Below are 13783 nucleotides of genomic sequence, written 5' to 3'. Positions count from 1 at the left end.
ACTAATTATTTTTTTTGCGGGTAATGGTTTTCTGTTTTTTTGTTGGGGGAGCCAGCAGGCATCTGGCCCCCACCTGATGTCGCTGTTACGAACCGATGTAGCTGGTCTTCACCACGGTGTAGAACTCTTGCGCATAGCGACCTTGCTCACGCGAACCATAGGATGAGCCCTTACGGCCACCGAATGGAACGTGATAATCCACACCCGCGGTTGGCAGGTTGACCATCACCATCCCGGCCTGGGAGTGGCGTTTGAAGTGGTTGGCGTACTTCAAGGAAGTGGTGGCAATGCCCGCCGACAAACCGAACTCGGTGTCGTTGGCCATGGCCAGCGCCGCGTCGTAGTCCGCCACGCGCACAACGTTGGCGACTGGGCCAAAGATTTCTTCACGGCTGATGCGCATGGCGGCTTCGCTGTCGGCAAACAGCGTCGGCGCCAGGTAATAGCCTTCGGTATCACAGGTCACCAGGCCGCCACCGCTGACCAGCCGCGCACCTTCGCTTTGGCCGATGTCGATGTACTTGAGGTCCTGGTCCAACTGGGCCTGGGAAACGACCGGGCCGATATCGGTGCCGCTTTTCAAGGCGTGGCCGACTTTGATCGACTTCATGCGTTCCGCCATGGCCGCGACGAACTGGTCGTGAATACCGGCGGTGACGATCAAGCGGCTGGAGGCGGTGCAACGCTGGCCGGTGGAGTAGAACGCGCTCTGTACCGAAAGCTCGACGGCCTGCTTGAGGTCGGCATCGTCGAGGATGATCTGCGGGTTCTTGCCGCCCATTTCCAACTGCACTTTGGCCTGGCGCGAGACACAGCTGACAGCGATCTGGCGACCTACACCCACAGAACCGGTGAAGCTGATGCCATCGACTTTCGGGCTGTTGACCAGCACATCGCCCACTACGCGACCGCTGCCCATCACCAAGTTGAATACACCGGCAGGGAAACCGGCGCGCGAGATGATTTCGGCCAGGGCCCAGGCGCAGCCCGGTACCAGTTCAGCAGGCTTGATCACTACGCAGTTGCCGTAGGCCAGGGCTGGGGCGATCTTCCACGCGGGGATGGCAATCGGGAAGTTCCACGGGGTGATCAGGCCGACCACACCCAAGGCTTCGCGAGTGACTTCAACGTTGACGCCCGGGCGTACCGACGGCACGTAGTCACCGGACAAGCGCAGGCATTCGCCGGCGAAGAACTTGAAAATGTTACCGGCGCGAGTCACTTCGCCGATGGCCTCGGGCAGGGTCTTGCCCTCTTCACGAGCCAGCAAGGTGCCGAGCTCTTCGCGGCGCGCGAGGATTTCGCTGCCGACTTTATCCAAGGCATCGTGGCGCGCTTGAATGCCGGAAGTGGACCAGGCCGGGAACGCCGCGCGAGCAGCATCGATGGCGGCGTTGACTTGGGCAACATCAGCCTTGGCGTATTCACCAATGACATCGGACAACTCCGACGGGTTGAGGTTGACGCAATAGTCAGCGCCGGCCACCCATTGGCCGTTGATGTAGTTGTCAAAACGTTGGGCTTGGGACACGAATCTTCTCCTGACGCAAAAGGCCGCTGATTGCTCAGCGGCCTTATAGATAGGTTATTGCGGGCCTTGCTTGTCGATCAGCGCGGCCAGGGCTTCGTATTCTTCCGGCAACAGGTCGGTCAGCGGCGTACGCACCGGGCCGGCGTCATAGCCTGCGATTTTTGCACCGGCCTTGACGATACTCACGGCATAACCGGATTTGCGGTTACGGATGTCCAGGTATGGCAGGAAGAAGTCGTCGATGATTTTGCCAACGGTAGCGTGATCTTCGCGGGCAATTGCGTGATAGAAATCCATCGCGGTTTTCGGGATGAAGTTGAACACCGCCGAGGAGTACACCGGCACTCCCAAGGCCTTGTAGGCAGCGGCGTAAACCTCTGCAGTCGGCAGGCCGCCAAGGTAGCTGAAACGGTCACCGAGGCGACGGCGGATCGACACCATCAACTCAATGTCACCCAGGCCGTCTTTGTAGCCGATCAGGTTCGGACAGCGCTCGGCCAGACGTTCCAGCAGCGGTGCGGTCAGGCGGCAGACATTGCGGTTGTAGACCACCACGCCGATCTTGACCGATTTGCACACGGCTTCAACGTGGGCGGCAACGCCGTCCTGACTGGCTTCGGTGAGGTAGTGCGGCAGCAACAGCAGGCCTTTGGCCCCCAGACGCTCGGCCTCTTGAGCGTACTCGATAGCTTGGCGAGTCGAACCGCCCACGCCGGCGAGGATCGGCACGCTGGTCGCGCAGGTATCAACGGCGGTTTTCACCACCTGGGAATATTCGCTGGCCGCGAGGGAGAAAAACTCACCCGTGCCGCCGGCGGCGAACAAGGCGGTCGCGCCATACGGGGCCAGCCACTCTAGACGCTTGATGTAGCCCGCCTGGTGAAAGTCACCCTGGGCATTGAAATCGGTCACCGGAAAAGAGAGCAGACCGTGGGAGAGGATGGACTTCAGTTCTTGTGGATTCATTATTCGAACACCCTGGGTAAAGACTTTCTGTCGAAAGGTTATTGTTGGTTTTGGTGATGTCGTACGTCATCGTACAACTATAAAAATATTCGTCAACTGCAATTCATCAAACTTCATCCGCAAGGTGTTTAGAGCCGCCTCCTTGACGTAGGAAATTTTTCCTCTAAGCTCGCCAATACTGTATGCGCATACAGTCATCACGGAAGATTCCTACGACATAGCAAGGAGCTAACATGTCAGGTCTTGAACTCGCAGCACCCGAAAAAAACCGCCTACCCTACGTTTCGAGGGCGGTGAACACACTGCCATCGGCGATGACACCCTGTTGCGCTTCGTCAAGGACGCACCGGCGATCCCCGCGCGCCAAGTCGAACTGCACCTGCCCAACGGCTTGGCGCTCACCTATGGCCAAGTGATCGCCCTGGGCGGCGACTTCTATGGCATCCCCGGCCAGCCCATCAGCGATGGCGCGTCGCCGGCCGAGCGCGTGCAGCGCTTCACTGCCGCTTTCAACTCGCTGGCCGTGCTGCCCGCTTCGCGAGAAGAAGCACACAAGATCCTGGCGGTGATGCAAAAGGAGATCACTGCGGTCAAGCAGGTGATAAAGGACGGCAAGCAAGCCCATGAGGCCTACGACGCCCTGGGCGATACGTTGTCTGAGGAATGGAACCGCATCACTGGCGGTGGCAGCGCGGTGTCGGCGCTTGTTCCGTTGGGCCGCTACCTGAAACTGGCGGCGGACAATGCCGACCACTTTGGCGAATGGGCGCTGTCGGCCTATTTGGCGGGGCATACGGCGGCGCTGCAACAAGCCGTGGTGGCTCACCAAACCGGCACCGACCAGGCCTTGGAACTGGCGTATGCCATGAACAGCTTTGCTGATCACTTTTTGACCGATCTGTTTTCCGCAGGCCACTTGCGGGTTCCGCGCAAGCAGTTGGCGGCAGTGGTAACGCCCGGTGAATTAGGCTCGCTGATCAGCCGTTTCATGCACGATGAAGACAGCAAGTTCGGGCTCAAGGTGCGCAATGCCCTGGGAGATCAGTGGCACGCTTATGGGGATAAACGCTACTTCGACGCCATCGACGCGGACAACCGGGGGCAGGTTAAACGCGCAGTGCAGGCTTCGGCGGATGAGGTCTTCGACACCTTTATCAGTGGTGTGGCGCCCTCCCCGGCCAACTTCAAGGCGCCGCTGTATGTGCCGGACCTGAATGCCGCGCAGAACCCGGCGAACAACTTCTCACCGCTGTTCAAGATGGAGGGGGACAAGGTGCTGCGTCGTAAGGATGTAAATGACTTGAACGACAAGCACTGGACGAATGATTGGTGGGGGTGGAGTACGTATTTGTTGTTGAAGGACTACACGCCGAACGCACCGCAGCCTTGAGTTAACAGAAATCCCATGTGTGTGTGCAGACGCGCGCATGGGACCGCTCGTCGCCACTGTCATTTCTGACAGTATCGCAGGTGAATCAACTGCCAGTAGCTTGCATTCGACCGCCGGGTTACCTCTTTCGCGAAAAGAGGCGCAAACACCTTGGAGGCCATTCACTCATCCTAAAATCAGTGAGGCATATCATGGCTACTAAAAAGTGCACCTTTAAATCCCGTTCCAACAAATCTAAATCGGCGACTCATAACGTTGACGCTACCGACCTGCCCAACATCGGGGACACGATTGAACTTGATGGTGATCCAGCTCTGGAGGTCGTAGCCAAGAACTTCGTAATCAACGGAGGCAATGTCGACCAAATCGACTTCACCCTCGCCTGAATAGTTAATTCACTGTTACCAGAATTACCCCCGCTGCGCCTCCGCCTCTTCATGAGCATGGCGCAGCCGCTCCCGACTATTCGTCAAATGCAACCGCATCGCCGCCCGCGCCGCATCTGAATCCCGGCGCGCAATCGCCTCATAAATCTCTTCGTGTTCGCGGCTCAAACGCCCCATGTAATGTTGCTGGTCATCATGGGCCAGGCGCGCAGAATTCAAACGGGTCCGCGGAATGATGCTGGTGCCCAAGTGGGTCATGATATCGGTGAAGTAGCGGTTGCCGGTCGACAGCGCAATTTCGAGGTGGAACGCAAAATCAGACGCCACCGCATCTCCAGCGTGGGCCGCGCTTTCATTCAGGGCATCGAGTGCCGCACGCATGGCTGCCAGCTGTTCATCGCTGCGGCGCAAGGCGGCCAAACCAGCGGATTCGACTTCCAGGCTGATCCGCAATTCCAGAATCGCCAGCACATCACGCAGGGTTACCACGGTGGCCGGGTCGATACGGAAGCCGCTTGGGCTCGGCGTATCCAGCACAAACGTGCCGATACCATGACGGGTCTCGACCTGCCCCGCCGCTTGCAAGCGTGAGATGGCCTCACGCACCACGGTGCGGCTGACCCCATGGGCCTCCATGATCGCCGACTCGGTGGGCAGTTTATCGCCACGTTTGAGCTGACCGTCGCGGATCTGCTCGGACAACACCGTGACCAATTCCTGGGCAAGGCTGCGACGCTTGCGGGGAAGACGAGGGGCGGTGGCGGCGTTATCCATGATGATCCATTTTTCTCGGCGAACTTGAACACGCATCATAGCCCATGGCGGTTGTACGATCACTGCCCGGGCACGACTTTCATTTATATCCTGCGCGCAAAAAAATGCCCCGACACAGGTCGAGGCATTTTTGAGGCTCACCCGAGGGTGAAAACCGGTTACTTCACGACTTTCAGGCTTGGCCGGCCGCTAGGGCGCGGCGGCTCGGAATCCGGTGGCGGCAGATCGTCGCCATCTTCTGCTTCGATCGCTTCGTCATCCTCGAAAGGCGACTCCAGATCGAACACCATGCCTTGGCCGTTCTCCCGGGCATAAATGCCGAGGATGGCGCCAATCGGCACGTACAGCGTATGCGGCACGCCGCCGAAACGCCCTTCGAAGCTCACGGCTTCGTTGTCCATGTGCAGGTGGCGCACGGCGCTCGGCGATACATTCAGCACAATCTGCCCGTCGCTGGCAAAACCCTGCGGTACCTGAACCGCAGCAAATTCAGAATTGACCAGCATGTGCGGGGTGCAATCGTTGTCCACAATCCACTCATAGAGCGCGCGGACCAGGTAGGGTCGACTGGAGTTCATCAGCGGCTCCTTAAGCCTTAGCGCATATCGCGTTCGACACCAGACAGACTCGCCTGGAAAGCCTCACGCGCAAACTGGCGCTCCATATAATCAAGCAGCGGCTTGGCCGGCCGCGGCAGTTCAATACCGAGAATCGGCAAGCGCCAGAGTATCGGTAATAGGCAGCAATCCACCAAGCTTTGTTCCTCGCTGAGGAAAAAAGGTTTGTCGGCGAACAACGGCGAAACACCGGTGAGGCTCTCGCGCAATTCCTTACGCGCCTGCACGCGTGCCGGCTCTTTGCTGCGTGTGTCCAGAATCACATCCACCAGCCCGCACCAGTCACGCTGGATCCGATGGATCAGCAGGCGGCTGTTGGCACGCGCCACCGGGTACACCGGCAGCAAAGGTGGATGCGGGTAACGCTCATCCAGGTATTCCATCACCACGGTTGACTCCCACAACGCCAGGTCACGATCGACCAGGGTGGGCAAGCTGCCGTAAGGGTTCACTTCGATCAGTTTCGGTGGGTGACGACCTGCCTCCACACTGATGATCTCGGCGCTGACACCCTTCTCTGCGAGCACGATGCGTACTCGGTGGGAATAGTGGTCGGCGGGGTCGGAGTAACAGGCCAACCGGTTGGTCACGCCCATGGCGGTCCTCCTCGCTTGTTGAAATTATCGAAAGCTCAAAAACGAGCGCGCCCAGAGAGCATCTCTATAACGCCTGGTACAACCAGATCGCTACGTGTTCAGAGATGCCGCTGGGCGCGCAAGATTAACAGCAATTGCTTACGGTTGGATCAATGCACATCCTTCCAGTATTCGCGTTTGAGCAGATAGGCGAATACGAAGAAGAAAGCCAGGTACAGCAACACATACGTACCGATGCGCTGATGCTGCAATTTGACCGGGTTGGCAGAGTAGGCCAGGAAGGTCACGAGGTTCTTGACCGTCCCGTCGAACTGCTCCTCAGTCTGGGAACCTGGAGTCTCTATCGTCAGTTGATCGCACGCTTCATGAGTCAACGGCGTGCCGGTCAACGGATCGTATTGCTTCTTGCCGTCTTCAACGACCTGAATCTGCTTGCATCCTACCACTTGCTTGCCTTGCAGGCCGACCAGAACGTTAGGCATGCCGACGTTCGGGAACACGCGGTTGTTGACCTGGTAAGGACGCGCCGGGTCTTCATAGAAGGATTTCAGGTAGCCATACAGCCAATCGGTACCGCGCACGCGCGCCACCAGGGTCAGGTCAGGCGGTGCAGCACCGAACCAGGCCTTGGCATCCGCAGGCTTCATGCCGATGTTCATGTGGTCGCCGATCTTGGCCCCGGTGAACACCAGCTTCTCCAGCATCGTTTCATGAGGAATGCCAAGGTCATCGGCGACACGCTCATAACGCTGGAACTTGGCGCTGTGACAGCCCATGCAGTAGTTGGCGAACGTCCGCGCGCCGTCCTGCAGGGCGGCTTTGTCCGACACGTCGATATCGACTTTTTCCAGTTCCGGGCCGCCGTGTTCGGCAGCGAAGGACAGTAGCGGCAAGGCCGCAAGCATCAATGCAACAAATAACTTTTTCATCAGCCAGTCACCCTTTCCGGAACCGGTTTGGTCTTCTCGAGCCGGGTATAGAACGGCATCAGAATGAAGTAGGCGAAGTACAGGAAGGTGCAGACCTGCGACAGCAACGTACGCTCAGGCGTCGGCGCCAATACGCCCAGCACACCCAGGATCACGAACGAAATGCAGAACACCCACAGCCAGATCTTGCTCAGCCAGCCCTTGTAGCGCATGGACTTGACCGGGCTGCGGTCGAGCCAAGGCAACACGAAGAGCACCGCAATGGCCGCGCCCATGGCGATCACGCCCATGAGTTTGTCGGGGATTGCGCGCAAGATTGCGTAGAACGGTGTGAAGTACCAAACCGGGGCAATGTGCTCAGGCGTCTTGAAGGCGTTGGCCTGTTCGAAGTTAGGTTTCTCCAGGAAATAACCACCCATCTCCGGGAAAAAGAACACGATCGAGCAGAACACGAACAGGAACACCACGACGCCGACAATGTCTTTGACGGTGTAGTAAGGGTGGAACGGGATGCCGTCCAGCGGGATGCCGTTTTCGTCCTTGTGCTTCTTGATGTCCACGCCGTCCGGGTTGTTGGAACCCACTTCGTGCAGCGCCAGGATGTGCAGCACCACCAAGCCCAGAATCACGATGGGCAATGCCACCACGTGCAGGGCGAAGAAGCGGTTCAGGGTGATGCCGGAGATCAGGTAGTCACCACGGATCCACTGCGTCAGGTCGTTGCCAATTACTGGAATTGCCCCAAACAGCGAGATGATCACCTGGGCGCCCCAATACGACATCTGACCCCAAGGCAGCAGGTAACCCATGAAGGCTTCGGCCATCAGCGCCAGGTAGATCAGCATGCCGAAGACCCACACCAGCTCGCGAGGTTTCTGGTACGAGCCGTAGAGCAGGCCACGGAACATATGCAGGTAGACGACGATGAAGAACATCGACGCACCGACCGCATGCAGCAAACGCAGGATGGCGCCGTGGTTGACGTCTCGCATGATGCCTTCAACGGAAGCAAACGCCTCCTCCGCCGACGGCGTGTAGCTCATCGTCAGCCAGACGCCAGTGATGATCTGGTTAACCAGCACCAGCAGGGCCAGGGAGCCGAAGAAGTAGAAGAAGTTGAAGTTTTTCGGCGCGTAATACTTGCTGAGATGGTCTTCCCACATTTTAGTGGCGGGGAAGCGCGCATCCACCCAATCCATGAACTTACTCATGACGCGTTCTCCTTATCGAGGCCAATGACAATGATGTCGTCAGATTCGTACTCGTGCGGAGGAACCGGCAAGTTCAAAGGCGCAGGCTGGGATTTGTAGACACGGCCGGCGAGGTCGTAGTGGGAACCGTGGCAGGGGCAGAAATAACCACCGACCCAATCCTTGCCCAGGTCCACAGGAGCGACTTCCGGGCGGAAGGTTGGCGAGCATCCCAAATGGGTGCACAGACCAACCAGCAGCAGGATCTCTGGCTTGATCGAACGTGCTTCGTTCTTGGCGTAGGCGGGTTGGTCGGACTTCTCGGACTTGGGGTCAGACAACTGGCCCTCGATCTTCTTGAGATTCCCCAGGATTTCCTCGGTACGACGAACAATGAAGACCGGCTGGCCGCGCCATTCAGCAATCATCTGCTGGCCTGGCTCGATCTTGCTGATATTCACCTTCACCGGTGCACCTGCGGCTTTCGCCTTGGCACTGGGAAACCATGACCCCACGAACGGGACCGCAGCCCCCACCGCTCCTGCAGCACCCACCACGGATGTGGCTGCTACCAAGAAGCGACGCCGGCCTGCATTCACGCCGTCATTGCTCATTCAGTCCTCTCCCATCAGCTTTTTGGCCTGTTAAATCAGGCGTCTACTAAGTATTAAATCTGAACTTATAAAAATTTTGCCGAATGGTAATGAAAAGCCCCACGTATGACAAGGGAATTGCCCGGGGCTCCGCCTCCAGGCCTTGTAGTATAGGGGGTCTACGGATGTGGCAAGTTGTCACGGCGATTTTTATGCATAAATCGCAGGCAATAAAAAACGCCCAGCTCCGTGAGGAGGCTGGGCGCTTTTGTGGAACGTAAAGCGAATTAACGCTTCGAGTACTGCGGACGCTTACGCGCTTTACGCAGACCGACTTTCTTACGTTCAACTTCACGGGCATCGCGAGTCACGAAGCCAGCTTTGCGCAGAGCGCCACGCAGGGTTTCGTCGTACTGCATCAGAGCGCGAGTGATACCGTGGCGGATTGCGCCAGCTTGACCACTTACACCGCCACCGATAACGGTGACGTAGATGTCGAACTTTTCAACGGTCTCGGTCAGTTCCAGCGGCTGACGAACTACCATGCGGGCAGTTTCGCGACCGAAGAAATTTTCCAGAGTGCGGTTGTTGATCGAGATGTTACCAGTGCCCGGACGCAGGAAAACGCGTGCGGTTGCGGTTTTGCGACGGCCAGTGCCGTAATTTTGAGTCGCCGACATAATGAACTATTCCGTTAAAACTTCAGTTCTTGGGGCTGCTGAGCAGCATGAGGGTGTACAGCGCCCGCATAGACTTTCAGCTTGCGAAACATATCGCGACCCAGTGGGCCCTTCGGCAGCATGCCTTTGACCGCGATTTCGATCGGGGCTTCAGGCTTCTTGGAAATCAGACCTTCGAAGTTCGAAGACTTGATACCGCCTGGGAAACCGGAGTGACGGTAGTACATTTTGTCTTGCGCTTTGTTGCCGGTAACACGTACCTGCTCAGCGTTGATGATCACGATGTAGTCACCGGTGTCAACGTGAGGGGTGTACTCAGGCTTGTGCTTGCCACGCAGACGGCTGGCGACTTCAGTGGCCAGACGACCCAGGGTCTGACCAGCGGCGTCGACGACAAACCAGTCGCGCTGAACTGTTTCCGGTTTTGCAGTAAAAGTTGTCATTCTTTAATAGCCTCAGGGGCCGCCCTGTAAATTAGACGGCGGATCTTACTGAATAGTGCGTACTTTGACAAGTCAAAGGCAGCCGGATACAGACGCTATCGGGGGCTCGGGTCGGCGCGTCCGTTCAACGGCAAGATTCTTCGGCAGACGGCGCATCACTTCCACTGCAGAAAGAGGTGGGCAATTATGCAGATTGCGAAAAAAAATTCAACCTGCTTTTATGATTGTTTTCCCTGAAGGAGTACCCAATGGATTATCGACAGCTGGGCCGTACGGATCTGAACGTGAGCGCGATAGCCTTGGGCACCATGACCTGGGGCGAGCAGAACAGCGAGGCAGAGGCCTTCGCACAGATCGAACGGGCCAAGGCCGCGGGGATCAACTTCCTCGACACCGCAGAAATGTACCCGGTGCCGCCCAAGGCCGACACCTATGCCACCACCGAGCGCTATATCGGTAATTACTTCAAAAGCCGTGGCGACCGGGCCGACTGGATCCTTGCCAGCAAGATTGCCGGCCCCGGCAACACCATTGATTACATCCGCGACGGCCACCTGCGCCACAACCGCAAGCACATCGTCGAAGCCCTGGATGCCAGCCTCAAGCGCCTGCAAACCGATTGGATCGACCTTTACCAACTGCACTGGCCGGAGCGCAGCACCAACTTCTTCGGCCAACTGAGCTACAAGCACAAGGACGAAGACGACCTCACCCCGCTGGAGGAAACCCTCGAAGCGCTGGACGAGCAAGTGAAGGCCGGCAAGATCCGCCACATCGGCCTGTCCAATGAAACGCCGTGGGGCACCATGAAATTCCTCGCCCTGGCCGAAGCCCGTGGCTGGAGCCGCGCGGTGTCGATCCAGAACCCGTACAACCTGCTCAACCGCAGTTTCGAGGTGGGTTTGGCGGAAGTCGCGATTCGTGAACAGTGCGGTTTGCTGGCGTATTCGCCACTGGCGTTCGGCATGCTCAGCGGCAAGTACGAGAACGGCGCGCGCCCTGCAAAAGCGCGCCTGACGGAATACAGCCGCTTCAGCCGCTACTTCAACCCGCAGTCGGAAGCAGCGTGCAGCCGTTATGTGGCGCTGGCTCGGGAGCATGGTCTGGACCCGGCGCAGATGGCCTTGGCGTTTGTCACGCAGCAGCCGTTTGTGACCAGCAACATCATCGGGGCGACAAGCCTGGAGCAGCTGGACAGCAACATTGCCAGTGCTGATCTGAAGCTGTCGAAAGAGGTGCTGGAGGGGATTGAGGCGATTCAGAAGGATCATCCGAATCCGGCGCCTTGATTGATCGTTAGATCGCTATCGCAGGCAAGCCAGCTCCCACATTTTGATTTGTGAACACCGTCAAATGTGGGAGCTGGCTTGCCTGCGCTGGCGACGTCAAAAGCACCACAAGATCAAAGCGCCCGCGCAATAATCTCCTTCATGATCTCATTGGTCCCCGCATAAATCCGCTGCACCCGCGCATCCGCCCAGGCCCGGGCGATCGGGTATTCCCACATGAAGCCGTAGCCGCCGTGCAGCTGCACGCACTCATCGAGCACCTTGCACTGCAAGTCCGTGGCCCAGTACTTGGCCATCGCTGCCGTAGGCACATCCAGCTTGCCTTCCAGGTGCAACGCCATGCACTTGTCCACAAACACGCGGCCGATCTGAATCTCGGTGGCCATCTCCGCCAGCTTGAAGCGGGTGTTCTGGAAATCCGCAATTGCCTTGCCGAACGCCTTGCGTTCGCGGGTGTATTCCAGCGTCCACTGCAAAGCGGCCTCAGCAGATGACAGGGCACCAATCGCCACGGTCAATCGCTCCTGAGGCAACTCCTGCATCAAGTACGCGAAGCCCATGCCCGCCTGGCCCAACAGGTTTTCCTTGGGCACACGCACGTCCTGGAAGAACAGCTCCGATGTGTCCTGGGCCTTCATGCCCACCTTCTCCAGGCGCTTGCCCTTGGCGAAGCCCGGTGTGTCGGCGTCCACCAGGAACAGGCTGGTGCCCTTGGCACCGGCCTTGGGGTCGGTCTTGGCGACGACGATGACCAACTCGGCCAGGTAGCCATTGGTAATAAACGTCTTGGAGCCGTTGATCACATACTCATCGCCCTCCAGCACCGCCGTGGTCTTGACCCCTTGCAGGTCGGAACCCGCCCCCGGTTCAGTCATGGCAATAGCCGTGACCCTCTCGCCGGAGATCAACTTGGGCAGGTATTTGTGCTTCAGCGCCTCGCTGCCGTAATGCAGGATGTAGGGCGCCACAATATCCGAGTGCAGGGAAAAACCGATGCCAGTGAGGCCCAGCCGGCTGATCTCCTCGATCACCACCGCGCTGTACAAAAAGTCCGCGCCCAGCCCGCCGTATTCCTCCGGCAGATGGGAACACAGCATCCCCGCCTCCCCCGCCTTGCTCCACAAGTTGCGGTCGATGTAGCCCTGTTTCTCCCATTGCCCATGGAACGGCGCGGCGTCTTTTTCAAGGAAGGTACGCACGCTTTCGCGGAAGAGTTCGTGTTCCGGGCTGAACAAGGTTCTGGGAATCATGGGTCACCTGCGTGGATTGTCGGACAAAGACGAACCCACAGAGACTATGCCGCGAAGGCATCACGGGACACTGGACACATGCGACAAAAAATAAGACGATCCAGCCGTCTGGTGACCACTTTCCCCTATAAGAATAAATGAAATTATGTCTAACCAAATCTCCACGCCGTTGCGGCGCGTCAGCATTTTGGCCATTGATCGGGTATTCGCTTCAACCCTCATGCAAGCCAAAGATTTCTTCCACCTCGCCAGCCTGCGTTACGGCAAGCAACTGGGCCAGGGCCTGACCCCTGCGTTCGAGACCCGACTGGTCAGCCCCGACGGGCAATCGGTGCGCAGCTTCAGTGATGTGATCATGCCGGTGGACGGCGGCCTGGAAGACGCCGACATCATCGTATTACCGGCCTTCTGGGATGACTTCGACGCCTTGTGCGCGCGCTACCCTCAAGTGCTGCCGTGGCTGCGCGAGCAACACGCCCGCGGTGCGGTGTTGTGCGGCGAAGCCACCGGGGTGTTCTGGCTGGCGGAAGCCGGCCTGCTCGACGGCAAGGAGGCGACTACCTACTGGCGTTTCTTCAACGCCTTCAGCGAGCGTTTCCCCAAGGTCCAGCTCAACCAGGACAAGCACCTCACCGACGCCGACAACCTGTATTGCGCTGGCGGCACCACCTCGGCGTGCGACCTCTACATCTACTTGATCGAGCGTTTCTGCGGCGCCAACATCGCCCAGGCCGTGGCCCGCGACATCCTCTACGAAGTGCAACGCAGCTATGCACCTGGACGCATCGGGTTTGGCGGGCAGAAGCTGCACCAGGACGTGATCATCCTGCAGATCCAGCATTGGCTCGAAGAGCATTTCGCCGACAAATTCCGCTTCGAAGATGTGGCACGGGAACACGGCATGAGCATCCGCAATTTCATGCGCCGCTTCCAGACCGCCACGGGTGACAAGCCGCTGCATTACCTGCAACGGTTACGGATTGAGACGGCGAAGGGACTGCTCTCGGGCAGCCGCAAGAGCATCAAAACCATCAGTTATGAGGTGGGTTATGACGATGCGAGTTTCTTTGCCAGGCTGTTCAGGCAGCACACCGAACTGTCGCCGAACCAGTATCGCCAGCAGTTCCAGCAGGCTGCGTAAGCCAAGAC

The 13783-nt window shown here is 58.3% G+C and carries 14 protein-coding genes and 1 pseudogene; 4 read left to right on the top strand and 11 right to left on the bottom strand.

Annotated elements, in window-relative coordinates; translation table 11 throughout:
• Positions 1 to 85 precede the first annotated feature (85 nt).
• Both HU722_RS05490 and kdgD read right to left on the bottom strand, forming a co-directional pair.
• Positions 86 to 1531 (bottom strand): aldehyde dehydrogenase family protein, encoded by a 1446-nt coding sequence (locus HU722_RS05490; RefSeq protein ID WP_065875111.1) that lies wholly within the window; start codon positions 1529 to 1531, stop codon positions 86 to 88.
• Between the two features lie 54 nt (positions 1532 to 1585).
• Positions 1586 to 2497 (bottom strand): 5-dehydro-4-deoxyglucarate dehydratase, encoded by a 912-nt coding sequence (gene kdgD, locus HU722_RS05485; RefSeq protein WP_049710004.1) that lies wholly within the window; start codon positions 2495 to 2497, stop codon positions 1586 to 1588.
• Positions 2498 to 2730: 233 nt separating this feature from the next.
• Between kdgD and HU722_RS05480 the strand changes: the two are divergent.
• A pseudogene (locus HU722_RS05480) lies at positions 2731 to 3887 on the top strand (phospholipase).
• A gap of 191 nt (positions 3888 to 4078) precedes the next feature.
• Positions 4079 to 4273: a hypothetical protein gene (locus tag HU722_RS05475; RefSeq protein ID WP_065875113.1), complete on the top strand. Its 195-nt coding sequence runs from the start codon at positions 4079 to 4081 to the stop codon at positions 4271 to 4273.
• A 24-nt stretch (positions 4274 to 4297) separates the two neighbouring features.
• Here HU722_RS05475 and HU722_RS05470 read toward each other — a convergent pair whose 3' ends face one another.
• From HU722_RS05470 to rplM, 8 genes are all read right to left on the bottom strand, one after another.
• Positions 4298 to 5047, bottom strand: coding sequence for a FadR/GntR family transcriptional regulator (locus HU722_RS05470; protein ID WP_065875114.1), 750 nt, complete (start codon positions 5045 to 5047; stop codon positions 4298 to 4300).
• A 158-nt stretch (positions 5048 to 5205) separates the two neighbouring features.
• Positions 5206 to 5625: a ClpXP protease specificity-enhancing factor gene (locus HU722_RS05465; protein ID WP_065875115.1), complete on the bottom strand. Its 420-nt coding sequence runs from the start codon at positions 5623 to 5625 to the stop codon at positions 5206 to 5208.
• A 17-nt stretch (positions 5626 to 5642) separates the two neighbouring features.
• Positions 5643 to 6260: a glutathione S-transferase N-terminal domain-containing protein gene (locus tag HU722_RS05460; protein ID WP_065875116.1), complete on the bottom strand. Its 618-nt coding sequence runs from the start codon at positions 6258 to 6260 to the stop codon at positions 5643 to 5645.
• 149 nt (positions 6261 to 6409) lie between these two features.
• Positions 6410 to 7189 carry a cytochrome c1 gene (locus HU722_RS05455; RefSeq protein WP_065879619.1) on the bottom strand — a complete coding sequence of 260 codons (780 nt, stop codon included), beginning with the start codon at positions 7187 to 7189 and terminating at the stop codon, positions 6410 to 6412.
• On the bottom strand, positions 7189 to 8400 hold the full coding sequence (locus tag HU722_RS05450) for a cytochrome b (protein ID WP_065875118.1): 1212 nt from the start codon (positions 8398 to 8400) through the stop codon (positions 7189 to 7191). The genes HU722_RS05455 and HU722_RS05450 overlap by 1 nt, the downstream gene beginning before the upstream one ends.
• A complete protein-coding gene (gene petA / locus HU722_RS05445; RefSeq protein ID WP_065875119.1) occupies positions 8397 to 8993 on the bottom strand; it encodes a ubiquinol-cytochrome c reductase iron-sulfur subunit in 597 nt (198 codons plus the stop codon). Before petA ends, HU722_RS05450 begins: the two co-directional genes overlap by 4 nt.
• A gap of 266 nt (positions 8994 to 9259) precedes the next feature.
• The gene (gene rpsI, locus HU722_RS05440) at positions 9260 to 9652 is read right to left on the bottom strand and encodes a 30S ribosomal protein S9 (RefSeq protein ID WP_003216038.1); all 393 of its coding nucleotides are present in this window, start codon (positions 9650 to 9652) and stop codon (positions 9260 to 9262) included.
• 14 nt (positions 9653 to 9666) lie between these two features.
• Complete coding sequence (rplM, locus tag HU722_RS05435; RefSeq protein WP_003171742.1) at positions 9667 to 10095, bottom strand: 50S ribosomal protein L13; 429 nt, start codon at positions 10093 to 10095, stop codon at positions 9667 to 9669.
• 248 nt (positions 10096 to 10343) lie between these two features.
• Here rplM and HU722_RS05430 point away from each other — a divergent pair, with 248 nt between their 5' ends.
• Positions 10344 to 11384 carry an NADP(H)-dependent aldo-keto reductase gene (locus HU722_RS05430; protein WP_065879620.1) on the top strand — a complete coding sequence of 347 codons (1041 nt, stop codon included), beginning with the start codon at positions 10344 to 10346 and terminating at the stop codon, positions 11382 to 11384.
• A 113-nt stretch (positions 11385 to 11497) separates the two neighbouring features.
• Here HU722_RS05430 and HU722_RS05425 read toward each other — a convergent pair whose 3' ends face one another.
• Complete coding sequence (locus tag HU722_RS05425) at positions 11498 to 12634, bottom strand: acyl-CoA dehydrogenase family protein (protein ID WP_065875121.1); 1137 nt, start codon at positions 12632 to 12634, stop codon at positions 11498 to 11500.
• 220 nt (positions 12635 to 12854) lie between these two features.
• Here HU722_RS05425 and HU722_RS05420 point away from each other — a divergent pair, with 220 nt between their 5' ends.
• Positions 12855 to 13775: a GlxA family transcriptional regulator gene (locus HU722_RS05420; RefSeq protein ID WP_175405787.1), complete on the top strand. Its 921-nt coding sequence runs from the start codon at positions 12855 to 12857 to the stop codon at positions 13773 to 13775.
• Positions 13776 to 13783 lie beyond the last annotated feature (8 nt).

It is taken from the genome of Pseudomonas tritici (assembly GCF_014268275.3).
In the GTDB taxonomy this organism is placed as follows: domain Bacteria; phylum Pseudomonadota; class Gammaproteobacteria; order Pseudomonadales; family Pseudomonadaceae; genus Aquipseudomonas; species Aquipseudomonas tritici.
Note: the sequence above shows the minus strand (reverse complement) of the source record. Positions and strands in the feature narration are given on the sequence as shown.